Genomic DNA, 20,614 nt, shown 5'->3' on the forward strand with positions numbered 1-20,614 from the left:
GCACACCCGGGCCGACCCCCCCCCCCGGGCCCGCCCCCCCACCCCCCGCCCCCCCCCGCGCCCCCCCGCCCCCCCCGCCCCCCCCGGGGGGGGGCCCGCCCCCGCCCCCTCGACTTCTAGGATGACGACAGGACGATCTACCGAGGAGGATGCCGTGCCGGCACCGCTGCCCCACGAATACCTGCCGCCAGTCCCCGCGCTCGTGGTCGAGAGCGACGACCTGACCGACGGCGAGAGGCTGAACGACCGCCACGTCTTCAACGACTGGGGCATGCGGGGCCAGAACCTGTCCCCGCACCTGCGCTGGTCCGGCGCCCCCGCCGAGACCCGGAGCTACGCCGTGACCTGCTTCGACCCCGACGCCCCGACCGGCAGCGGCTTCTGGCACTGGGTGCTCTTCGACCTCCCCGCCACGGTCACCGAGCTGCCCACCGGCGCGGGCACGGCCCCCGAGTTCAAGGGCCTGCCACCGGGCGCCACCCACGCCCGCACGGACTACGGCACCAAGGCCTACGGCGGCGCCGCGCCTCCGCCCGGGGCCCCGCACCGCTACGTCTACACGGTGCACGCCCTGTCGGTGGACTCCCTGGGCGTGGACAGCGACACCAGCCCGGCGGTGGTCGGCTTCAACATCACCGCCAACACCCTGGCCCGAGGCCACATCGTCGCCCTCTACAGCACCTGAGCCGGGCCGATTCCGGGGCCTGGTAGGTTCAGCGGCCATGAACGCTCCGGGGATCAGCATCCGTGCCGGCGGCCTGGACGACGTGGACCGCATCCTGGACTTCTGGCTCCAGGCCGCCGAAGGCACCGACAGACGCGACTCCCCCACCAAGGTGACCGCCCTCCTCCACCGCGACCCCGGCGCGCTGCTGCTCGCCGAATTCGCCGAGCCGAGCACCACGCGGCCTGGCGAGCCTGGGGGCGAGCTGGTGGGGACTCTCATCGCCGGCTGGGACGGCTGGCGGGCCCACCTCTACCGCCTCGCCGTCCACCCGGCCCACCGCCGCAAGGGCATCGCCACCGCGCTCCTGGCGGCGGCCGAGGACCGCTTCGTCCAGTTCGGCGCCTTCCGCGCCGACGCCATGGTCCTCCGAGACAACACCCTCGCCCATCCGGCCTGGTCCGCCGCCGGCTACGCCCCCCAACCCGAATGGTCCCGCTGGGTGAAGCCGCTCCCCTGACCACGCGGGCGCTTGTCCCCTTCACGGCCGGCAGGGCGGGGCGTCGACTACTGCGTGAGGTCACGCTGGTCATGCGTGAGGAGGGCCGAGCGGGTGGATGCGACCGGTCGCGTGTGCTGTGCTCGGTGCTTGCTGGGGCTCATGCCTTTGACGCGCTTGAACGCCGCGCTGAAGCTGAACGCGTCGGCGAAGCCCACCCGCTTGGCCACGTCGGCGATGGTCGTGTCCGGTTCGATGAGCAGGTCCGAGGCGATGGTCATGCGCCACTGGGTGAGGTAGGCCAGCGGGGGTTCGCCCACGAGCGTGGTGAACCGCCGCGCGAAGGCGGAGCGCGAGACGCCGCCCCGGGAGGCCAGCTGCGCGACCGTCCAGGGGCGCGCCGGATCGTCATGCATGAGGCGCAGCGCCTCGCCCACGATCGGATCGCTCAGCGCCGTGTACCAGGCCGGCGCGCTGGTCTCCGGGCGGTCGAACCACGCGCGCAGGGTGCAGACGAGCATCCAGTCCAGGAGGCGGTCCAGCACCACCTGCTGTCCCGGCCGGTCGGCCGCGACCTCCGCCGCGATGTACGCGCTCACCGCGGCGGTGTCGCCGTCCTCCGACACGGTCAGCACCGGCGGCAGCGCCTTGAGCAGCCGCCGCCCGACGTCGCCGCGCACCGGATACGCGCCCACGATCAGCGTCGTGGATCCGTCGGGGTCGCCGCAGGTCCAGCCGAGATGGTGGACCGTGCCGCCGTTCGCCGGGATGGCGCAGTGCTCCCCGCAGTCGATGCCCGCTGGCGCGTCCGTGGCCGGGTCGTCAACGAACAGGAACGGTCGTGGACCGCGTACCACCACGGTCTCACCGGCCGTGATGCGCTGAGGCGCCTGTGCCTCAGCCATGATCCACCCCTCGCCTCGCAGCAGGGCGCACAGCGTCAGCGGCGCGCCGTCGACGAACCGCAACGACCACGGCGGCGACAGCATCGTGTGCCCGAAGACAGAGCCGTCGGCGCGTACCCCGCGCAGGAGATCAGCAAAGGCGTCCATGACTGAAGCGTAGACGAATGGACATGCATACGCCGTTTTCACCCATGGTGAGTCCACGTCCGCCACGGTTTCATGGGAGCCATGAGTAAAGACGTATTCCTTGTCCTTGGCGCCACGGGAAAGACCGGCCGACGGGTGGCCGCCAGGCTGCGGGCCGCCGGCAGGACCGTTCGGGCGACCTCCCGATCGAGTGCGGCGCGCTTCGACTGGGCCGATCCGTCCACCTGGGACGACGTGGTCGACGGTGTCTCCGCGGTGTACGTCATCGCGCCCGACGTGCCGGGTCCCGCGCACGGCTTCGTCCCCAGGGCGGTGGCCGCCGGCGTGCGACGGTTCGTGCTGCTGTCCGGCCGCGGCGCCGACACCTGGGGCGACTCCACTTTCGGCCTGGACATGCGCTCGGCCGAGGAGGCGGTGCGCGCGTCCGGCGTCGAGTGGTCGATCCTGCGCCCGACGAACTTCAACCAGAACTTCGACGAGGACCTCTTCTACGCCCCGATCATGGCGGGTGAGCTGGCACTGCCCGCCCGCGACATCGTGGAGCCCTTCATCGACGTGGACGATGTCGCCGACGTCGCGGTGGCGACGCTCACCGAGCCCGGGCACGCCGGCCACACCTACGAGCTGTCCGGCCCGCGAGCGCTCACGTTCCGGGAGGCCATCGAGGAGATCGCGCGGGTGTCGCGTCGGCCGGTTCGCTACCTCGATGTCTCGCCCGAGGAGTACGTCGCCGCGTTCGTGGCGCAGGGGGTTCCGCCCGAGACCGCGAGCTACGTCGGGGAGATGTTCGACCTGATGCGCGGCGGCGCGACCGCCAAGGTCACCGACGACGTGCACCGCGTCCTGGGCCGCCGACCCCGCGATTTCGAGACCTATGTCGCGCGCGCGGCGGCAGCGGGGGCGTGGCGTTGAGGTCGCACCTGATCCTCAGGTACCTCGACATCTGGAACGAGCGGGACACCGCCGCCCGCCAGGCCCTCATCGAGGCCGTCTTCACCGAGGACTCGTTCTACAGTGCTCCCGACCACGCCGGTCTCCACGGCCACGGCGAGCTGTCCGAGGCGATCGGCCGCTCCCAGGAGCAGTTCGGCGACATGGTGTTCACCCTCGGCAGAGTGATCAACGCCCACCATGACACGGCGCTGTTCACCTGGGAACTGGGCGCACCGAACGCGGACACACCTGCGGCAACCGGCTACGACGTCGTGGACTTCACCGGCGACCGCATTCGCCGGGTGGTCGGCTTCTTCGCCTAGTTCCCTAGGTCGATCGGGCCGGCCTGCGGCTGGACGTGGAGGGATGACGTGTTACTCGGCGGATGGTCAAGTGCGGGCTCGCGTAACGGCGGCCCGCCGTCACCCGGTCAGCGGCCGTTTCCCTGGAGGCCCTCGGCCCCGTGCGGCGGGCGGCCGAACCGGGCTGGCCGTAAATAAAAAAGCCCGCGCCGTAAAGCGGGGCAAAGGTGGGGAGAGCGCCAGAGCGGCCCGAGACCGGAAGGTCTCGGGCCGCTCTGATGTGATGCTGTACGTGCCGGAAAAGCCCGGCGCGTGGTACTGCTGAAGGGCTAGAAGTCCATGTCGCCGCCACCGGGCATGCCGGCGGGGGCTGCGGGGGACTTCTCGGGCTTCTCGGCGATGACGGCCTCGGTGGTGAGGAAGAGCGCCGCGATGGAAGCGGCGTTCTGCAGCGCGGAGCGCGTCACCTTGGCCGGGTCGATGATGCCCGCCTGGAACATGTTGACGTAGTCGCCGGTGGCCGCGTTGAGGCCCTCACCGGGGGTGAGGTTGCGCACCTTCTCGACCACGACGCCGCCCTCGAGGCCGGCGTTGACCGCGATCTGCTTGAGCGGCTCCTCCAGAGCCTTGCGCACGATCGCGGCACCGGTGGCCTCGTCGCCCAGGAGCTCGAGCTTGTCGAACGCCTTGGCGCCGGCCTGCAGCAGCGCGACGCCACCGCCGGGCACGATGCCCTCCTCGACGGCCGCCTTGGCGTTACGCACGGCGTCCTCGATGCGGTGCTTGCGCTCCTTGAGCTCCACCTCGGTCGCCGCGCCGGCCTTGATGACGGCGACGCCGCCGGCCAGCTTGGCGAGACGCTCCTGGAGCTTCTCGCGGTCGTAGTCGGAGTCGGTGCGGTCGATCTCGGCGCGGATCTCGTTGACCCGGCCGGCGATCTGGTCGGCGTCACCGGCGCCGTCGACGATCGTCGTCTCGTCCTTGGTCACCACGACCTTACGGGCGCGGCCCAGCAGGTCGAGCGTGGCGTTCTCCAGCTTGAGACCGACCTCCTCGGCGATGACCTGACCACCGGTGAGGGTGGCGATGTCGCCGAGCATGGCCTTGCGGCGGTCACCGAAGCCGGGGGCCTTGACGGCCACCGAGCGGAACAGGCCGCGAATCTTGTTGACGACCAGGGTCGCCAGCGCCTCGCCCTCGACGTCCTCGGCGATGATCAGGAGCGGCTTGCCGGACTGCACGACCTTGTCGAGCAGGGGCAGGAGGTCCTTGTTCGCCGAGACCTTCGAGTTGACGATCAGGATGTACGGGTCCTCGAGCACGGCCTCCATACGGTCGGAGTCCGTGACGAAGTACATCGACGTCATGCCCTTGTCGAAGCGCATGCCCTCGGTGAGCTCAAGCTCCAGACCGAAGGTGTTGCTCTCCTCGACGGTGATGACGCCTTCCTTGCCGACCTTGTCCATCGCCTCGGCGATGAGCGCCCCGATCTCGGGGTCGGCGGCGGAGATGGAGGCCGTCGAAGCGATCTGCTCCTTGGTCTCCACGTCCTTGGCGAGCTTGGACAGCTCCTCGCTCACCCGCTCGACAGCGGCCTCGATGCCCTTCTTCAGGGCCATCGGGTTCGCGCCGGCGGCGACGTTGCGCAGGCCCTCGCGCACCAGCGCCTGGGCGAGCACGGTGGCGGTCGTGGTGCCGTCACCAGCGACGTCGTCCGTCTTCTTGGCGACTTCCTTGACCAGCTCCGCGCCGATCTTCTCCCACGGGTCCTCGAGCTCGATCTCCTTGGCGATCGACACACCGTCGTTGGTGATAGTGGGGGCGCCCCACTTCTTCTCCAGCACGACGTTGCGGCCCTTGGGCCCCAGGGTCACCTTGACGGCGTCGGCGAGCTGGTTCATACCACGCTCGAGACCGCGCCGGGCGTCCTCGTCAAACGCGATCATCTTGGCTGCCATAAGGCTAGACCTCCCAGTTGCAGGGTGGCTGGCTGTGGACCGAGCCGACGCCCGCGACGGCATGTGGGTCCGCAACTCCGTCGGCAGACCCCATCGTCTCGATCCCAGGTTGGCACTCTGCAACAGAGAGTGCCAACGAATTGTTTAGCACTCTACCCTGTCGAGTGCAAGCTGACGCCACCCACGCCCAGGTCAAGTCCGTACAGCGCGAACGGCGGGCCAGGGCGGCCCGCCGTACACCGAGGGGGTGGCAGGCCGCACGCACTGCGCTGACGTGCGGGCTGCCGGGGCTTACCAGCTACGCGACCGCACGGACGGACTCCGCCTGCGGCCCCTTCTGGCCCTGCGTGATCTCGAACTCGACCCGTTGCCCCTGTTCGAGAGATCGATAGCCATCCATCATGATTGCCGAGTAATGGACGAATACATCCTTACCACCGTCTACCGCGATGAAGCCGTAGCCCTTGTCCGCGTTGAACCATTTGACGGTGCCCTGCGCCACTTCCGACTCCTCTTACTGGGCTCATAGGTCCCGCCCATTCCTCCGCGAGACCCACAATCGTCATGACAATTGGGGAATCAGTCAGACGACCGCACTCGACCATACCTGCGACACGACGTTTGGCACCAGAGTCAACCGACAAACCGGAAATTTCACCATGTGCGGAAAGTAGTTCAACCTTGAATTTGATTGCGGAAAAAAAGAGAAGGCGCCCGCATGCGGGCGCCTTCTTCAGTGACCGGGTTCAGCCGCCGGCGACTGCCGGGATGATGGAGACCTGAGTGCCTTCAGGGGCCGGAGTGTCAAGTCCCTGGGCAAAACGGACGTCCTCTTCGCCAACATAAACGTTGACAAAACGCCGAATCTTGCCCGATTCATCGAGAATGCGGGCGCCAATCCCCGGGTAGTCGGAGTCGAGCTTGGCGAGCACGTCACGCAGGGTCGCGCCCTCTCCACTCACCTCCGCGCTACCGCCGGTGTAGGTGCGAAGGATGGTGGGAATCCGCACAGAAACACTCATGAATAAACCTCGCCTTTCCTGATTGTCAGACAGTCGCGCGGAACGCGTCGAGAGAGGGCCGGATCACGGCCGTGGGCTGGGCGTCGTCGGCGATGACGTCGAGCGTCTTGAGCCCGTCGCCGGTGTTGAGCACCACGGTCTCCAACTCCGGGTCGAGCCGCCCGGTGTCGACGAGCTTCTTCAGCACGCCCACCGTGACGCCGCCCGCCGTCTCGGCGAAGATGCCCTCGGTCGAGGCCAGCAGCTTGATCGCCGCGACGATCTCGGGGTCCGTGACGTCCTCCACAGCGCCGCCGGTGCGGCGGGCGATGTCGAGCACGTAAGGGCCGTCGGCGGGGTTGCCGATGGCCAGCGACTTGGCGATGGTGTCGGGCTTGACCGGCTGGACCACGTCGTGGCCCGCCTTGTAGGCCGTGGACACCGGCGAGCAGCCGAGCGCCTGCGCGCCGTAGATCTTGTACGGGCCGTCCTCGACGAGCCCGAGCTCGATCAGCTCCTTGAAGCCCTTGTCGATCTTCGTGAGCTGAGAGCCGGAGGCCACCGGGATGATGATCTGCTCGGGCAGCTTCCAGCCGAGCTGCTCGGCGATCTCGTAGGCGAGCGTCTTGGAGCCCTCGGCGTAATAGGGCCTCAGGTTGACGTTGACGAAGCCCCACTTGTCGCCCATCGGGTCACCGATGAGCTCGGAGCAGAACCGGTTGACCTCGTCGTAGGTGCCCTCGATGCCGACGAGCCTGCCGCCGAACACGCGGGCCATGGCGATCTTGGCCTGCTCCAGCCCCGCGGGGATGAACACGCAGGCGTCCAGCCCGGCCCTGGCGGCCGCGGCCGTCACGGCGCCGGCCAGGTTGCCGGTGGAGGAGCAGGACAGGGTGTGGAAGCCGAAGTTGCGCGCCGCCTCGACGGCGATGGCCACCACCCGGTCCTTGAAGGAGTGGGTGGGGTTGCCGGAGTCGTCCTTCACGTGGAGGGACCTGATGCCCAGCGCCTTGCCGAGGTTGCCCGCCTTGACCAGCTTGGTCCAGCCGGGGTTCATGTTGGGCTTGGTGGCGACGTCGGCCGGCACCGGCAGGAGCGCGCGGTACCGCCAGATGTTGGCCGGTCCGGCCTCGATGGAGGCCCGGGTGACGTTGCCGAAATCGTAGGCCGCTTCGAGCGGCCCGAAACACTCCGAACAGGCGAAGCTCGGGCCGAGCGGATAGCGGGTGCCGCACTCGCGGCAGGAGAGAGCGACGGCGGGACCGAAGTCGAGCGACATGAAGCGAGGCCTTCCCTCATCTTCGCCCGTGGCCACCCTGACCACGGACCGGAATTGGCACCTAGTCCCGGTCGGCCTCGCCAGGTCGCGAGTCACAAGCCGGGAGGGTTGCCGGGGCTTCGCAGGGCCGGTCCCTCCACCCCTCTGGATGAGCAATATTCAGTTGTTGCTGCTGACCGGACTCTACCCAATCAATCGCGTGACCTGCCCGGTCATCTCAGCATGCGAGATATGAGGTCTCATCGGTAGTCTTCGCCCAGCGCCGCCTGGACATATTTGCGGGCCTGGTGGATACGCGACTTGGCGGTGCCGAGCGGGATCTTGAGCTGCTCGGCCACCTCGCTGTAGTCGAGCTGGACGATGTCGCGCAGCACCAGCGCCTGGGCCAGATCGGGCTTGTCGGCCTCCAGCGCCTCCATGGCGTCGAGCAGGTCGAGCCGCGATCCGGCGATCACGCTGACCCGGCGGACGTCGGGCTTCTGCATGGGCAGCTCGTCGGAGGTCTGCTCGGCCGACCTGCGCTTCAGCGAGCGGTAGGTGGTGCGCGCGCAGTTGGCGGTCACGATGTGCAGCCAGGTGCTGAACCTGGCCCGCCCCTCGAACCGCCCGATGTTGCGCGCGACGGCGAGCAAGGTGTCCTGCGCCGCCTCCTCCGCGTCCTGGTGGTAGGGCAGGATGCGGGCGCAGTGCCGCAGCACGTCCGGCTCGATCCTCCGCAGGAGTTCGCCGAGTGCGCGATGATCTCCGACGGCGGCGGAGCGGGCCAGTTCCTCGGTTAGCTCATCAAGCGCCATAGCTGGGATCCTAAGGTCGGAGGGAGCTTTAATGAACAGCATCCTGCTCGCCTCGAACAGAGGCCCGGTCTCGTTCACCGTATCCGAGGACGGTGACCTGACCATGAAACGCGGTGGTGGCGGGCTCGTGTCGGGCCTGTCCGGCGTGGCCAAGGACGAGGGTGTGCTCTGGGTGTGCGCCGCCCTGTCCGACGGCGATCGGGGCGCCGTCCGCCAAGCCCCCGGCGGCAGACTCGACCACGCCGGTTACGAGACCGGGGCGCTGCGGATGCTCGAGATCGCGCCGGCCGTCTTCCACCGCGCCTACAACTCGGTGGCCAACTCCACCCTGTGGTTCGTCAACCACCTGCTCTACGACATCCCCAACGCACCCCACTTCGGCACCCGCTTCCAGCGCGACTGGGAGTCCTACCGCGACTACAACGGGGCGTTCGCGCTGGCGCTGGCCGAGGAGGCCGGGCACGGCGCGCGCGTGATGGTGCAGGACTATCACCTGACGCTGACCCCGGCGATGCTCCGGGCCGAGCGGCCGGATCTGCGCATCGCGCACTTCAGCCACACCCCGTGGGCGCCGCCGGAGTACTTCTCGCTGCTGCCCGACGAGGTGGCCGGCGAGGTCCTGGAAGGCATCCTGGGGGCCGATCACGCGGGCTTCCTCACCCACCGGTGGGCGGGGGCGTTCATGGACTGCTGCGAGGCCGTGCTGGGCGCGCGGGTGGACCGTGTGGACCGTACGATCACGCATGAGGGACGGGTCACCCGCGTCGGCGTGCACGCGCTGGGCGTCGACGGCAAGGCGCTGTGGACGCGAGCGGGCGAGCCGGACGTCGAGTCCCACATGGCGGCGCTGCGGGAGCAAGTGGGCGAGCGCCGGCTCATCGTGCGCATCGACCGCACCGAGCTGTCGAAGAACATCGTGCGCGGCCTGCTCGCCTACCGCGAGTTCCTGGCCGCCCATCCCGAGTGGCACGGTCGCGTGGTGCACCTGGCGTTCGCCTATCCCAGCAGGCACGACCTGCCCGAATACCGCGAGTACACCGCGTCGGTGCAGCGCTGCGCGCAGGAGATCGAGGACGAGTACGCCACGGAGGACTGGGATCCGCTGATCCTCAACGTCGAGGACGACTATCCCCGCTCCCTGGCCGCCTACCGGATGGCGGACGTGCTGCTGGTCAACCCGATCCGCGACGGCATGAACCTGGTCGCCAAGGAGGGTCCGGTGCTGTCGCCGCGCTGCGCGCTGGTGCTGTCCCGCGAGGCGGGCGCGGCGGCCGAGCTCGGGCCGCACGCGCTCATGGTGAACCCCTACGACATCAGCGGCACGGCCGGCGCGCTGCACCAGGCGCTGGTCATGCCGGAGGAGGAGCGGGCCCGCCGCCGCGAGGGGCTGGAGTCGGCCGCCACCGCGCTGCCCCCGCAGAAGTGGCTGGCCGCCCAGCTCGACGCGCTGGGCTGAGCGCGGTCAGTTCCAGTCGGCGTTCCGGAGGGCGGTGGCCAGCCCGGGGGTCTTCCAGGTGTCGACGACGAGGATCTTGGTCTTCGGCAGATACCACTCGCGCGTGGTGAAGCGGGTGCTGGTGGCCTTGCCCGAGTGGGTCCGGCAGCGGGTCTGGAACTCGTGGTAGGCGGCCTTGTGGCCGGGCCCGACCTGGCGCAGCCCCTTCTTGTGCGGGCCGATCTTCTCCACGCGCAGGAGCTTGCCGTCGACCGGGCACCGCTGCACGTCCGAGGCGGGGTAGTAGCCGCCCCGGTCCACGTTGTACGGCCCGAACCCCTCGGCCCCCAGCTTGATCGCCTTCGGCCCGAAGATCCAGAAACCCTTGCAGTCCGTGGTGAAGAAGCCGCCCTCGGGGTGGGCGCACTTGCCGGTGACGACGTGGATCCAGTCGGTGCCGCCGCCGTGGATCCGCCACTTCATCGGCAGGTAGAGGGTCAGGCCGTTGCGCAGTTTCAGCTGGTGGGCGGGGGCGGCAGTGGTGGCGGTGGCGGCGGCGGGCGCCATGAGGACGGCGGCCGCGGCCACCGCCACGACGGCAAGGGATCGCTTCGACATGAGGCGACCTTAGAACGAGGCACTTGCAAGCCACTCACGATCGACTGAAAGCCGTCGTCAGCTCTCTCAGCAGCGCCAACACCCCGTCAGGGCCGTCCACCACGATGTCCGCCCGCTCGGCCAGCGCGGTCACCTCGGCCGAGCCGCTGCAGACCGTCACGCCGGGCAGGCCGGACGCCCTGACCGCGTCGAAGGCGGCCAGATCGCCCAGGTCGTCGCCGGCGAACAGCACGGACCTGGCGGCCCGTTCGGCCAGGAACAGGCTGAGCGCGTGCCCCTTGTCCATGCCCGGCGGCCTGAGCTCCAGCACCAGCCGGCCCGGCTCGACGACCAGGCCGTGCTTCTCGGCCAGCTTGGCCATCGGCTCGCGCAGCGCGGCCAGCGCGCCTTCGGGGTCGGCGTCGCGCCGGGTGTGCACGGCCACCGCGCGGCCCTTGTCCTCGACCGTCACCCCGGGCAGGCCGAGGGAGTCGAGCAGCAGCGGCAGCTCGGCCTCGGCCCTCGGCACTCCGGCCGGGGGCGGTGGGGCGGAGATCTGGCCGTTCTCCCACCGCTCGAACCCGTAGTGGCCGAGCACCACCAGGCCCGGCACGCGCTCCAGCCCGGGGCCCAGCTGAAGTGCGGTGGCCGCCGGCCTGCCGGTCACGATGACCACCGCGTTGACGTACGCGCCCAGCTGGGCGAGGACGGCAGGCGCGTCGGGATGGACGCGGGCCGTCGCGGGGTCGGCCACGATCGGGGACAGGGTCCCGTCGAAGTCGAGCCCGATGACGGCGCCCGTCGGATCTTTCAGGATCGCTTCCATACCAGGGATGTTCGTCACGCGCCTGCCCTACCCAGCGTGTCAGGGACGCATGCCGAAGCGCCTGGCCGCGCGCTCTCGCTGGCGGTCGGCGCGGATCCTGCGCAGGCGTTTGACCAGCATCGGGTCCTGCTCCAGGGCTTCAGGTCTGTCGATCAATTCGCCGAGCAACTGGTAATAGCGGGTGGTGGAGAACCCGAAGGTCTCCTTGATGGCCTGCTCCTTGGCGCCCGCGTAGCGCCACCAGTGGCGTTCGAAGGCGAGGAGCTCGAGCTCGCGGTCCGTGAGGGGCTGTCGATCGGGTCCTGGGGCAGCACTGTCACCGCCGGCCGGCGCAGTGTCCATGGTGTCCTCCTCGGGAAGGGGCGCGCGAGCACCGTAGAGATTGGCGGCGCACGCGGCCCGTCGCCATCGTAATGTGCGTGGTGCGGCTGTTCATGGCGTATCGGGAGACGTACAGTCACCAGGTGTGACCTCTGTCATCACGCTTCTCACCGATTACGGGCTGGAGGACGGCTACGTCGCCGCCTGCCACGGAGTGATCGCCACGATCGCGCCGTCGGCCCGGGTGATCGACGTGTGCCACCTCGTCCCTTCTGGTGATGTACGGCGCGGTGCGGCGATTCTCGCCCAGACGATCCCGTACCTACCCAGCGGGGTGCATATCGGCGCGGTCGACCCCGGGGCGGGCGTGGCGCGGCGCGCGGTGGCCGTGGAGGCGGGCGGCAGCGTGTTCGTGGGCCCGGACAACGGGCTGCTGTCGTGGGCCATCCACGCCAGCGGCGGCGCGCGGGCGGCGTACGAGATCAGCGACGAGCGTCACTTCCTGCGGCCGGTCTCGCCCACCTTCCACGGCCGCGACGTGTACGCCCCGGTCGCGGGCCGGTTGTGCGGCGGGCTCGACCCGGCCGACCTGGGCCCTGCGGTGCCGCTGGAGCGGCTGGTGGCGCTGCCGGAGCCGACCTCGGTGCTGCGCGAGGGGGCGGTGGAGGGCGAGGTCGTCTCGGTCGACCGCTACGGCAACACCCAGCTGTCGATCTCGGCGGGCGACCTGGAGGCGCTGGGGGTGCGGGTGGGCGACACGCTCGGGGTGATGCTGGGCAGGCGCCGCCTGTCGATGCCCTACCGCGAGTCGTACACCGCGGTGCCGCCGGGCGAGCTGGTGGCCTTCGCGGACTCGGCGGGGCTGATCGCCTTCGCCGTGAACAGCGGTGACGCGGCCCAGCGACTGGGCCTGCCACCAGGTGCACATGTCAGGCTTTCCCCCACGAGCTAAGACGAAAGCCACAGAACGGTAATTACACGGCGTATCGGACTGTTTACCGAAGCGTCGGATTGAATCATCGATCGCGTGTCAGAATGCACGGCAGTTCGGGCGCCCCCTCCCCCCGTTCGAGGTCGCCGTGCATCACGTCTGCGTTGTCCTGATCTCCATACTGTTCGCGGTCTGGCCAGCCACCGGACCGCCCGTCCCCGACCGCTGGCGCTCGTGGCCGGTCTCCCGGGTCTTCCCGGCGGCCGTGCCCGGCATCAGTCCCTCAGGGGCCCGGGTCACCTACCTGCTGACCGGCGTCGCGCCCGAGGCGCCCTGCCGGTCCGCGTTCCACCCCGGCGCGCTTCCCGCGCGTCCGTCGTGCGTCACCGCACTGCGCGCCACGTACGCCGACAGCACGTCCACCTTCGTGGCCACGGTCGGCATCGCCGTCCTGACCGGCTACGGCGAGCCCGCGGTGTCCGGCCCGTCCCGGCCGCCCACGGTGCGGCCGGTGGCCTTCCCCGGCGGGCCCGCCGAGCGCTTCGGCGAGCTCCAGTACGTCACCGGGGTGGTGATCGCCTCGCACGAGCGCTACCTGGTGGCCACGGCCGCCGGGCACGCCGACGGCAGGCCGTACCGGCCGGGCGACCGGGCCGGCAGCCGGCTGCGCGGCATCGCCAGGCAACTCGCCGTCGAGCTGCACCGAGGTCTGACCGGATGAGGCGTGGGCGGCGCCCGCCGCGAACCGTCCTACTGCCGCTGATGCCCCTGCTGCTGCTGGGCTGCGTGGCGGCGCTGCCCGCCGGCGGCACCACGGCGGCTGTGTCCACGCAGGAGACGGTGTCCGCGCAGGAGACGGTCCACGACGACGTGGGGGCCATGGCGCGGGCCCGGCAGTGGCAGATCTCCCTGCTGCGGCTGCCCGAGGCGTGGCGGACGAGCAGAGGCGAGGGTGCGCTGGTGGCGGTGCTCGACACCGGCGTCCGCGGCGACCATCCGGACCTCGGCGGCGCCGTGGTGCAGGGCCCCGACCTGACCGGCGCCTCCAGGACCGGTGGCATGTGGGGGCACCACGGCACGGCCATGGCCAGCCTGATCGCCGGCCGTGGCCACGGCCCGGACCTCGGCGTGATCGGTGTGGCACCCGCGGCGAGGGTGCTGTCGGTCAGGGTCACGCTGGAGAGCTCCGACCCTCGGCGCGAGCGACTGCGCGCGGGCGGGCGTCACGCACTGGCCAAGGGCATCCGCTACGCGGTCGACCACGGCGCGGACGTGATCAGCATGTCGCTGGGCGGAGGCAGCGGCGCGTGGGAGGGCTCGGCCCCCGAGGAGGAGGCCGTGCAGTACGCCATCACCCACGGAGTCGTCCTTGTGGCCTCCTCCGGCAACGACGGCGACACGGCCAACAAGAAGACCTTCCCCGCCGCCTACCCGGGCGTGATCGCCGTCGGCGCGATCGACAGACGACTCAGACCGGCCGGGTTCTCCAACCGGCGGGACTATCTGTCGGTCGTGGCGCCGGGCACGGGCATCGTCACCGCGAGCGCCTTCGGCGACTACGTGGTCGGCGACGGCACCAGCTCGGCGGCGGCCATGGTCGCGGGCATCGCCGCGCTGATCAAGTCGGCCCATCCGGAGCTGTCGCCCTTCCAGGTGCGCCGGGCCATCGAGCGCGGCACCCGGCAACGGCCGCCCGGCGGTTACGACAGGTCCTACGGGCACGGGGTGGCGAACGCGGTGCTGGCCCTGCGCGAGGCGGGACGGCTGGCCGCGACGCCCGCACTGCCCGCGCTGCCCGGCGCGTCCGGCGGGTCCGGCGCTGTCTCGATGCCCCCGCTGCCGGGCGGATACTTCGGCGACGGGCCGCCCGCCGAGCCGCCCGCCTCGCGGATGGCCGTGGTGGTGGGCATGGTGCTGCTGGTGGCGGGGCTGTCCGCCCGGGTGGTCGGGCGGCAGCGGCGGCGTCACTGCCGGTATGGACCCGGCGAACGCGGAGACCCCCCACGGTGATCCCGTGGAGGGCCTCGGCGCCTGACTACTCGGCGCCTGACTGCTTCGCGCCTGACTAGTTGACGTGGACCACGTCGTGCGTCTCGGCGAAGTGACACGCGCTCTCGTGCGTGGTGCCGGGCCTGATCTGCAGCAACGGCTCCTCCGTCGCGCAGATCTCCTGCGCCTTCCAGCACCGGGTGCGGAACCGGCAGCCCGACGGCGGGTTGGCCGGCGAGGGCGGGTCACCCTGGAGGATGATCCGCTCGCGCTGCTCCCGGCCCTCGGGGTCCGGGACCGGCACGGCCGACAGCAGGGCCTGGGCGTACGGGTGCGCCGGCTTGTCGTAGATGTCGACGTCGTTGCCGATCTCGACGACCTTGCCGAGATACATCACCGCGACCCTGTCGGAGATGTGGCGCACCACCGACAGGTCGTGGGCGATGAAGATGTACGCCAGGTTGAACTCGTCCTGCAGCCGCTCCAGCAGGTTGATGACCTGTGCCTGGATCGACACGTCGAGCGCGGAGACCGGCTCGTCGCAGACGATGATGTCCGGCTGCAGCGCCAGCCCACGGGCGATGCCGATGCGCTGGCGCTGGCCGCCGGAGAACTGGTGCGGATAGCGGTTGATGTAGTCGGGGTTGAGGCCCACGACCTCCAGCAGTTCCTGCACCTTGCGGGCGCGGTCGCCCTTGGGCGCCACCTCGGTGTGGATGTCGAACGGCTCACCGATGATGTCGCCGACGGTCATCCGCGGGTTCAGCGAGGTGTACGGGTCCTGCATCACCATCTGGATGTTGCGGCGCATCCGCTTGAGCTCGCCGCCCTTGGCCTTGGCGATGTCGCGGCCGCCGATCATGACCGAGCCGGAGGTCGGCCGCTCCAGCGCCATGAGGAGCTTGGCCAGCGTGGACTTGCCGCAACCCGACTCGCCCACGATGCCCAGCGTCTCACCCCTGTGGAGGTCGAACGAGACGCCGTCCACGGCCTTGATGGCGCCGATCTGCCTCTTCATCACGATCCCCTGGGTCAGGGGAAAGTGCTTGACCAGATCGCGAACCTCGAGGATGCGCTCACCCTTGGTCGCCATCGAGGACCTCCCTCCAGTAGTGGCAGGCACTGTTACGGGCGCCGCCGATCTCGTAGAGCGGGGGGGCGTCGGTCACGCAGTTGTCCTGGCGGTAGGGGCACCGCGGATGGAAAGCGCAGCCTGTCGGCATGTCGAGCAGGTTCGGCGGCAGCCCCTTGATGGCGTACAGCTCGTGGCCCTTGTGGTCGAGTCTGGGGATCGACTCCAGCAGGCCCTTCGTGTACGGGTGGGCGGGCGCCTTGTAGATGTCGTGCACGGAGGCGTTCTCCACGATGCGCCCGGCGTACATGACCGCGATCTTGTCGGCGACGTCGGCGACGACGCCGAGGTCGTGCGTGATCAGGATCATGCCCATGTTGCTCTCGCGCTGCAGCTCCGCGAGGAGCTCCATGATCTGCGCCTGGACCGTCACGTCGAGCGCGGTGGTCGGCTCGTCCGCGATCAGCACCTCGGGGTCCAGCGCGATCGCCATGGCGATCATGATGCGCTGCCGCATGCCCCCGGAGAACTGGTGCGGATAGTCGTTGACGCGCTGCTTGGCGGCCGGGATGCGCACCTTATCCATCAGCTCGACGGCCTTGACCAGGCTGTCACGCCTGGACATGCCGCGGTGCACCCGGAACATCTCGCTGATCTGCCAGCCCACGGTGAAGACCGGGTTGAGCGCGGAGAGCGCGTCCTGGAAGATCATCGCGATGCGCTGGCCACGCACCTGGGTGCGCGCCTCCTCCGAGAGCTTGAGCAGGTCGGTGCCGTGGAAGCGGACCTCCCCCTTGGGGACGCGCGCCGGCGGCACGTCGAGGATGCCCATGATGGCCTGGGCCGTCACGGACTTGCCCGAGCCGGACTCGCCCAGCACGGCGACCGTCTCGCCGGGGTTGAGCGAGTAGCTCACCCCGTTGACCGCCCGTACGACGCCCGCGCGGGTGGCGAACTCCACGTGCAGGTCGACGACTTCGAGCAGGGGACCGTTGCCCTGCCCTCCCTCGGCGGGCAACTCCTCCAGCGATGTCTTTCTCACTTGATCCCCCCTCCTACCTGAGCTTCGGGTCGAGCGCGTCGCGTACGGCGTCGCCCATCATGATGAACGCGAGCACGGTGACGCTCAGGAACACCGCGGGGAACACCAGCGGCAACGGCGCCTCCAGGAACCGCGCGCGGGCGTCGGCGATCATCAGACCCCATGAGATGTCGGGCGACTGGACGCCGACCCCCAGGAAGGACAGCGCGGCCTCGGCCGCGATGAACACGCCCAGGTTGATGGTGGCCACGACGATCACCGGAGCGACCGCGTTCGGCAGCAGGTGCTTGAACATGATCCGGCTCTGCCCCGCGCCCAGCGCCCGTGCGGCCAGCACGAAGTCCTGGCCTCTGGCCGTGAGGACGGCGGCCCGCATGATGCGGAACGTCATCGGCCAGGCCAGCACCGACAGCGCGATCACCACGAGCCAGATGCCCAGGTCGGCGCCCCGGAACGTCGCCGTGATGAGCAGCGCGCCCAGGATCGCGGGGATGGCGAAGAAGACCTCGGTGATCCGGGAGGTGATCGTGTCGGTGAGACCGCCCCGGGTGCCCGCGATGAGGCCGAGCAGGCCGCCCACCAGCGCGGTGATGACCGTGGTGGTGACCCCGATGATGATCGAGTTCTTCGCGCCGTAGATGGTCCTGGCGTACACGTCACAGCCCTGGCTGTCGCGGCCGAACAGGTGACCGGGGCTCGGCCCCTGACGGGCGGTGGACAGCTCGCAGGTGCGCGCGTCGAGCGGGTCGATCGAGGTGAACAGCGATGGCCAGAACGACATGACCAGCAGAATGGCGATGAGGATCAGCGAGAAGATGAACATCGGCCTGCGGCGCAGGTCGTACCAGGCGTCGCTCCACAGGCTCGCCGAGCGGGCCGCCTTCTTCTTGCCGCCCTCGGCCTGCGGCGGACCCGCCGTGGCCTTCTCGTCCGTCGTCAGCGTCTGCGTGTCCTGGGGCACAGGCCCGGCCTGTGGCGTGTCACTCATAGCGGATCCTCGGGTCGAGCACTGCGTACAACATGTCGACAACCAGGTTCGCCACGATGTACACCAATACCAGGATGGTCACGATACCCACGACGATCGGTTGCTCGCGCAGGTAAACGCCCTGATAGAGCTGGAAGCCGATGCCCGGCAGGTTGAAGATCGTCTCGGTGATCACCGCGCCGCCCATGAGGGCGCCGAGGTCGGCTCCCAGATAGGTGACCATCGGGATCAGCGCGTTGCGCAGCCCGTGCCTGCCGACGACTCTGCGCCTGGACAGGCCCTTGGCCGTGGCGGTGCGGATGTAGTCGGATCTCAGTGTCTCCACCAGGCTCGTTCTGGTGAGCCGGGTGAGATATGCGATCGACCCTCCGGCCAGCACGAACCCTGGCAGCAGATAGGACTTCAGCCCCTGTGAGACACCCGCGATCGGAAAGACCTCGAAGCCCACGGTCTGCTTGAGCCAGACGCCCAGCCACAACTGCAGGACGAAACCGCTGACCAGCGTCGGGACTGAGATGAGCAGCAGCGTCGAGGCGAGGATCGCGGTGTCGGTGGCCCTGCCGCGGCGCAGCGCCGCCCACAGGCCCAGCAGGACGCCGATGACGGCTTCGAGGACGAGTGCGACCAGCGCCAGGTTGAGCGTGACCTGCAGCTTGCCCGCCAGCAACTGAGTGACGGGGACACCCGCGAAGGTCTCGCCGAAGTCGCCGCGCAGGAAGATGCCGCTGATGTAGTACCAGTACTGCAGCAGCAGCGGATCGTCGAGGTGGTACTGCTCGCGAATGATCGCGACGATGGTCGGGTCCAGCCTCTTCTCGCCGGCCAGCGACGCCACGGGGTCACCGGGCAGTGCGAAGACGATCGCGAAGATGAACAGGGTGGCGCCCAGCAGGACTGGTATCGCCTGGATGAGGCGCCTGATGATGTATCGGCCCATACAAGTCTCCCGTACATGCCAGAAGGCAGTGCCTGGGAACCAGGGTCAACTCGGGCCCAGGGCGACTGCCTTCGAAGCGGGCTCCCGGAGGGTGGGACGCCAGTGTCGCCCACCCTCCGAAAACAATGTCAGGCCTTCTCGACCTCGGCCCATTCAACCTGGTTGAGCAGGTTGATCTTTACGTTCTTGACCTTGTTCGAGTAGCCGGAGTTGTTCCGGTAGAAGTACACCGGAACGTACGGGAGATCCTTGATCAGGACGTCGTCCGCCTGCTGGTAGAACTTCAGGCCCTCTTCGGCCGTCGCCGCCTGGTCACCCTTGGCGACCAGGTCGTCGAACTCCTTGTTGGAGTAGCCGGCGTAGTTGGAGCCCGTCTTGATCGCGCCGGTCGAGAAGATCGGCGACAGGTAGTTCTCGGCCGACGGGTAGTCGATCGCCCAGCCCATGCGGAACATGCCCTGGTACTTCTTGGCGTCAAGGTCGTCGAGGATGTTGGCGAACTTCTCGAACGGCTTGACGGTCACTTCGACACCGAGGTTGGCGCGCAGGTTGTTCGCGACGGCCTCGATCCACTCCTTGTGGCCGCCGTCGGCGTTGTAGCCGAGCTCCAGCTTCGCCGGACCCTTGGCCGCGGCGTACTGCTCCTTGGCCTTGCCCGGGTCGTAGGTGCAGGCCGCGCAGGCGCCCTGACGGTAGCCCGCGATGGCCGGGTTGATGAAGTCGTCGGCGGGGGCACGGGTGCCGGAGAAGACCGTCTCGGCGATGGTCTTCCTGTCGATGGCCATCGAGATGGCCTCGCGGACCTTGATGTCCTTGTACTCGTCGTTGTACTGCAGGGGGAAGCCGATGTAGCCGACACCGGCGTCCGGCTGGTCCTGGTAGCGGTCGCCGAGGGCCGTCTTCGCGCTGGCGATCGCCGAGGCGGGCAGCGCGTCGTGGATGTCCACGTTGTCGGCCTGGAGGTCGTTGTAGGCCGTCTCGGAGCTGTTGTAGAGCTTGAACTGGAGCTTGGTCCAGCCCTTCGGCTTCGTGGCGGGGTACTTGTCGTACACCGTCATGTCGATGCTCTGGTCGGTGCCCTTCTTGTAGGGCTTGTCGAGCTTGAACAGACCCTGACCGATGGGCTGCTCGCCGTACGCCGCGGTGACCTTGCCGTCGGCGCCGAAGGCGGCCTTGGGCAGCGGGTAGAACGCGGTGTAGCCGAGCATCACCTTGAACTGGGAGAACGGAGCCGCCAGCTTGACGGTGAAGGTGGTGTCGTCGACGACCTTGAGACCCGACATCTCCTTGGTCGTGACTTCCTTGCCCTCACCGGGGTTGAGGTCGGCGTAGCCCTCGACGCGGCCGAAGAAGTAGCCGGCGCCCTGGGCGTTGTCCTGGTTGGCCGCGTAGTTCCACGCGTCGACGTAGTTCTGGGCGACCAGCGGCTCACCGTTGTGCCAGGTGTAGCCCGGCTTGAGCTTGATCGTCCAGGTGATGTTGTCATCGCTGGTGATCGACTCGGCGGCGGCCTCGACCGCCTCCTTGTTGTCGTTGTAGTTCACCAGGGGCTCGAACACCGCGGCGAGCACCTCGGCGCCCTCGGACTCGGTGGTGTTGGAGGGAACCAGCAGGTTCTGCGGCTCGCCCAGCTCCATGCGGACCGGCGTGTCGCCGCCACCCGTCGCGGAGTCGCCAGACTGGGTGGCACCGCCGCCACACGCGGCGACCGCGAGGGCGAGCAGCGCGGTACCGGCGACGATCCGTGCGCCTCTAGTAACACGCATGGTAAAAAAATCCTCCCTCTAACCAAGTGGACGTAAGCCCTGAGCTGCGTTGATCGTGAGCAGCCTGACGGGGGGTTCCTGGTGAATCCCCGGATTTGGCTGACCTGGTCAAACCAGCTGACGCCCTGCCAGTCGATCGCGACTATCCCTTACTACTTGCCACCAGCGAGTCTCTGGCGCGTTGCAGTTCGGTCACACGTGCGCCTATGCAGCGTCACACCCATACCC

Annotated in this window: 22 protein-coding genes and 1 riboswitch; of the genes, 8 read left to right on the forward strand and 14 right to left on the reverse strand. The window is 69.2% G+C overall.

Features of this window, described 5'->3' with window-relative positions; translation table 11 throughout:
• Positions 1-121 precede the first annotated feature (121 nt).
• Together ACIBQX_RS50045 and ACIBQX_RS50050 are read left to right on the forward strand one after the other, a co-directional pair.
• Entirely contained in the window at positions 122-685 is a 564-nt protein-coding gene (locus ACIBQX_RS50045; RefSeq protein ID WP_397017765.1) for a YbhB/YbcL family Raf kinase inhibitor-like protein, read from the forward strand.
• Positions 686-722: 37 nt separating this feature from the next.
• Positions 723-1,184, forward strand: a complete 462-nt coding sequence (locus ACIBQX_RS50050; RefSeq protein WP_397017766.1) for a GNAT family N-acetyltransferase — start codon at positions 723-725, stop codon at positions 1,182-1,184.
• A 47-nt stretch (positions 1,185-1,231) separates the two neighbouring features.
• On the opposite strand, the gene ACIBQX_RS50055 is transcribed toward ACIBQX_RS50050, so the two are convergent.
• Positions 1,232-2,215: an AraC family transcriptional regulator gene (locus ACIBQX_RS50055; protein WP_397017767.1), complete on the reverse strand. Its 984-nt coding sequence runs from the start codon at positions 2,213-2,215 to the stop codon at positions 1,232-1,234.
• Positions 2,216-2,296: 81 nt separating this feature from the next.
• Between ACIBQX_RS50055 and ACIBQX_RS50060 the strand changes: the two genes are divergently transcribed.
• Complete coding sequence (locus ACIBQX_RS50060) at positions 2,297-3,127, forward strand: NAD(P)H-binding protein (protein ID WP_397017768.1); 831 nt, start codon at positions 2,297-2,299, stop codon at positions 3,125-3,127.
• A complete protein-coding gene (locus ACIBQX_RS50065; RefSeq protein WP_397017769.1) occupies positions 3,118-3,471 on the forward strand; it encodes a nuclear transport factor 2 family protein in 354 nt (117 codons plus the stop codon). The genes ACIBQX_RS50060 and ACIBQX_RS50065 overlap by 10 nt, the downstream gene beginning before the upstream one ends.
• A gap of 308 nt (positions 3,472-3,779) precedes the next feature.
• Here the strand turns inward: ACIBQX_RS50065 and groL are convergent, their stop codons facing one another.
• From groL to ACIBQX_RS50090, 5 genes are all read right to left on the reverse strand, one after another.
• The gene (groL, locus tag ACIBQX_RS50070) at positions 3,780-5,408 is read right to left on the reverse strand and encodes a chaperonin GroEL (protein ID WP_397017770.1); all 1,629 of its coding nucleotides are present in this window, start codon (positions 5,406-5,408) and stop codon (positions 3,780-3,782) included.
• Positions 5,409-5,706: 298 nt separating this feature from the next.
• A complete protein-coding gene (locus ACIBQX_RS50075; protein WP_148035128.1) occupies positions 5,707-5,910 on the reverse strand; it encodes a cold-shock protein in 204 nt (67 codons plus the stop codon).
• A gap of 244 nt (positions 5,911-6,154) precedes the next feature.
• The gene (locus tag ACIBQX_RS50080) at positions 6,155-6,430 is read right to left on the reverse strand and encodes a MoaD/ThiS family protein (RefSeq protein ID WP_397017771.1); all 276 of its coding nucleotides are present in this window, start codon (positions 6,428-6,430) and stop codon (positions 6,155-6,157) included.
• A gap of 25 nt (positions 6,431-6,455) precedes the next feature.
• Positions 6,456-7,688: a threonine synthase gene (thrC, locus tag ACIBQX_RS50085; RefSeq protein ID WP_397017772.1), complete on the reverse strand. Its 1,233-nt coding sequence runs from the start codon at positions 7,686-7,688 to the stop codon at positions 6,456-6,458.
• Between the two features lie 13 nt (positions 7,689-7,701).
• Positions 7,702-7,843, reverse strand: a riboswitch (SAM riboswitch).
• 84 nt (positions 7,844-7,927) lie between these two features.
• Positions 7,928-8,482, reverse strand: a complete 555-nt coding sequence (locus tag ACIBQX_RS50090; RefSeq protein ID WP_397017773.1) for an RNA polymerase sigma factor — start codon at positions 8,480-8,482, stop codon at positions 7,928-7,930.
• A 31-nt stretch (positions 8,483-8,513) separates the two neighbouring features.
• Here ACIBQX_RS50090 and ACIBQX_RS50095 point away from each other — a divergent pair, with 31 nt between their 5' ends.
• Positions 8,514-9,938 carry a trehalose-6-phosphate synthase gene (locus tag ACIBQX_RS50095; protein WP_397017774.1) on the forward strand — a complete coding sequence of 475 codons (1,425 nt, stop codon included), beginning with the start codon at positions 8,514-8,516 and terminating at the stop codon, positions 9,936-9,938.
• A 6-nt stretch (positions 9,939-9,944) separates the two neighbouring features.
• Here the strand turns inward: ACIBQX_RS50095 and ACIBQX_RS50100 are convergent, their stop codons facing one another.
• From ACIBQX_RS50100 to ACIBQX_RS50110, 3 genes are read right to left on the reverse strand one after another with little or no spacing between them, the layout of a single operon-like run.
• Positions 9,945-10,535 carry a hypothetical protein gene (locus ACIBQX_RS50100; RefSeq protein WP_397017775.1) on the reverse strand — a complete coding sequence of 197 codons (591 nt, stop codon included), beginning with the start codon at positions 10,533-10,535 and terminating at the stop codon, positions 9,945-9,947.
• Between the two features lie 34 nt (positions 10,536-10,569).
• Positions 10,570-11,340, reverse strand: a complete 771-nt coding sequence (gene otsB, locus ACIBQX_RS50105; protein WP_397017776.1) for a trehalose-phosphatase — start codon at positions 11,338-11,340, stop codon at positions 10,570-10,572.
• 39 nt (positions 11,341-11,379) lie between these two features.
• Entirely contained in the window at positions 11,380-11,682 is a 303-nt protein-coding gene (locus ACIBQX_RS50110; RefSeq protein ID WP_397017777.1) for a DUF3263 domain-containing protein, read from the reverse strand.
• Positions 11,683-11,806: 124 nt separating this feature from the next.
• Between ACIBQX_RS50110 and ACIBQX_RS50115 the strand changes: the two genes are divergently transcribed.
• From ACIBQX_RS50115 to ACIBQX_RS50125, 3 genes are all read left to right on the forward strand, one after another.
• Positions 11,807-12,613: an S-adenosyl-l-methionine hydroxide adenosyltransferase family protein gene (locus ACIBQX_RS50115; RefSeq protein WP_397017778.1), complete on the forward strand. Its 807-nt coding sequence runs from the start codon at positions 11,807-11,809 to the stop codon at positions 12,611-12,613.
• A gap of 127 nt (positions 12,614-12,740) precedes the next feature.
• Positions 12,741-13,313 (forward strand): hypothetical protein, encoded by a 573-nt coding sequence (locus ACIBQX_RS50120; RefSeq protein WP_397017779.1) that lies wholly within the window; start codon positions 12,741-12,743, stop codon positions 13,311-13,313.
• Positions 13,314-13,354: 41 nt separating this feature from the next.
• On the forward strand, positions 13,355-14,602 hold the full coding sequence (locus ACIBQX_RS50125) for a S8 family serine peptidase (RefSeq protein WP_397017780.1): 1,248 nt from the start codon (positions 13,355-13,357) through the stop codon (positions 14,600-14,602).
• A 55-nt stretch (positions 14,603-14,657) separates the two neighbouring features.
• Here ACIBQX_RS50125 and ACIBQX_RS50130 read toward each other — a convergent pair whose 3' ends face one another.
• From ACIBQX_RS50130 to ACIBQX_RS50150, 5 genes are all read right to left on the reverse strand, one after another.
• The gene (locus tag ACIBQX_RS50130; RefSeq protein ID WP_397017781.1) at positions 14,658-15,674 is read right to left on the reverse strand and encodes an ABC transporter ATP-binding protein; all 1,017 of its coding nucleotides are present in this window, start codon (positions 15,672-15,674) and stop codon (positions 14,658-14,660) included.
• On the reverse strand, positions 15,658-16,695 hold the full coding sequence (locus tag ACIBQX_RS50135; RefSeq protein WP_397017782.1) for an ABC transporter ATP-binding protein: 1,038 nt from the start codon (positions 16,693-16,695) through the stop codon (positions 15,658-15,660). The genes ACIBQX_RS50130 and ACIBQX_RS50135 overlap by 17 nt, the downstream gene beginning before the upstream one ends.
• Before the next feature lie 13 nt (positions 16,696-16,708).
• A complete protein-coding gene (locus tag ACIBQX_RS50140; protein WP_397017783.1) occupies positions 16,709-17,683 on the reverse strand; it encodes an ABC transporter permease in 975 nt (324 codons plus the stop codon).
• Positions 17,676-18,620: an ABC transporter permease gene (locus ACIBQX_RS50145; protein ID WP_397017784.1), complete on the reverse strand. Its 945-nt coding sequence runs from the start codon at positions 18,618-18,620 to the stop codon at positions 17,676-17,678. The genes ACIBQX_RS50140 and ACIBQX_RS50145 overlap by 8 nt, the downstream gene beginning before the upstream one ends.
• A gap of 128 nt (positions 18,621-18,748) precedes the next feature.
• Entirely contained in the window at positions 18,749-20,386 is a 1,638-nt protein-coding gene (locus tag ACIBQX_RS50150) for an ABC transporter substrate-binding protein (protein WP_397017785.1), read from the reverse strand.
• Positions 20,387-20,614 lie beyond the last annotated feature (228 nt).

Origin of the sequence: Nonomuraea sp. NPDC049714 (assembly GCF_044465295.1) — a bacterium.
Taxonomy (GTDB): Bacteria; Actinomycetota; Actinomycetes; order Streptosporangiales; family Streptosporangiaceae; genus Nonomuraea.

What these genes read in the sequence shown, in the direction of transcription:
- ACIBQX_RS50145 (WP_397017784.1), bottom strand. Translation starts at nt 18,620, where the DNA reads ATGGGCCGATACATCATCAGGCGCCTCATCCAGGCGATACCAGTCCTG.
- thrC (WP_397017772.1), bottom strand. Translation starts at nt 7,688, where the DNA reads ATGTCGCTCGACTTCGGTCCCGCCGTCGCTCTCTCCTGCCGCGAGTGC.
- groL (WP_397017770.1), bottom strand. Translation starts at nt 5,408, where the DNA reads ATGGCAGCCAAGATGATCGCGTTTGACGAGGACGCCCGGCGCGGTCTC.
- ACIBQX_RS50125 (WP_397017780.1), top strand. Translation starts at nt 13,355, where the DNA reads ATGCCCCTGCTGCTGCTGGGCTGCGTGGCGGCGCTGCCCGCCGGCGGC.
- ACIBQX_RS50080 (WP_397017771.1), bottom strand. Translation starts at nt 6,430, where the DNA reads ATGAGTGTTTCTGTGCGGATTCCCACCATCCTTCGCACCTACACCGGC.
- ACIBQX_RS50095 (WP_397017774.1), top strand. Translation starts at nt 8,514, where the DNA reads ATGAACAGCATCCTGCTCGCCTCGAACAGAGGCCCGGTCTCGTTCACC.
- ACIBQX_RS50045 (WP_397017765.1), top strand. Translation starts at nt 122, where the DNA reads ATGACGACAGGACGATCTACCGAGGAGGATGCCGTGCCGGCACCGCTG.
- ACIBQX_RS50090 (WP_397017773.1), bottom strand. Translation starts at nt 8,482, where the DNA reads ATGGCGCTTGATGAGCTAACCGAGGAACTGGCCCGCTCCGCCGCCGTC.
- otsB (WP_397017776.1), bottom strand. Translation starts at nt 11,340, where the DNA reads ATGGAAGCGATCCTGAAAGATCCGACGGGCGCCGTCATCGGGCTCGAC.
- ACIBQX_RS50110 (WP_397017777.1), bottom strand. Translation starts at nt 11,682, where the DNA reads ATGGACACTGCGCCGGCCGGCGGTGACAGTGCTGCCCCAGGACCCGAT.
- ACIBQX_RS50150 (WP_397017785.1), bottom strand. Translation starts at nt 20,386, where the DNA reads ATGCGTGTTACTAGAGGCGCACGGATCGTCGCCGGTACCGCGCTGCTC.
- ACIBQX_RS50055 (WP_397017767.1), bottom strand. Translation starts at nt 2,215, where the DNA reads ATGGACGCCTTTGCTGATCTCCTGCGCGGGGTACGCGCCGACGGCTCT.
- ACIBQX_RS50140 (WP_397017783.1), bottom strand. Translation starts at nt 17,683, where the DNA reads ATGAGTGACACGCCACAGGCCGGGCCTGTGCCCCAGGACACGCAGACG.
- ACIBQX_RS50060 (WP_397017768.1), top strand. Translation starts at nt 2,297, where the DNA reads ATGAGTAAAGACGTATTCCTTGTCCTTGGCGCCACGGGAAAGACCGGC.
- ACIBQX_RS50130 (WP_397017781.1), bottom strand. Translation starts at nt 15,674, where the DNA reads ATGGCGACCAAGGGTGAGCGCATCCTCGAGGTTCGCGATCTGGTCAAG.
- ACIBQX_RS50100 (WP_397017775.1), bottom strand. Translation starts at nt 10,535, where the DNA reads ATGTCGAAGCGATCCCTTGCCGTCGTGGCGGTGGCCGCGGCCGCCGTC.
- ACIBQX_RS50050 (WP_397017766.1), top strand. Translation starts at nt 723, where the DNA reads ATGAACGCTCCGGGGATCAGCATCCGTGCCGGCGGCCTGGACGACGTG.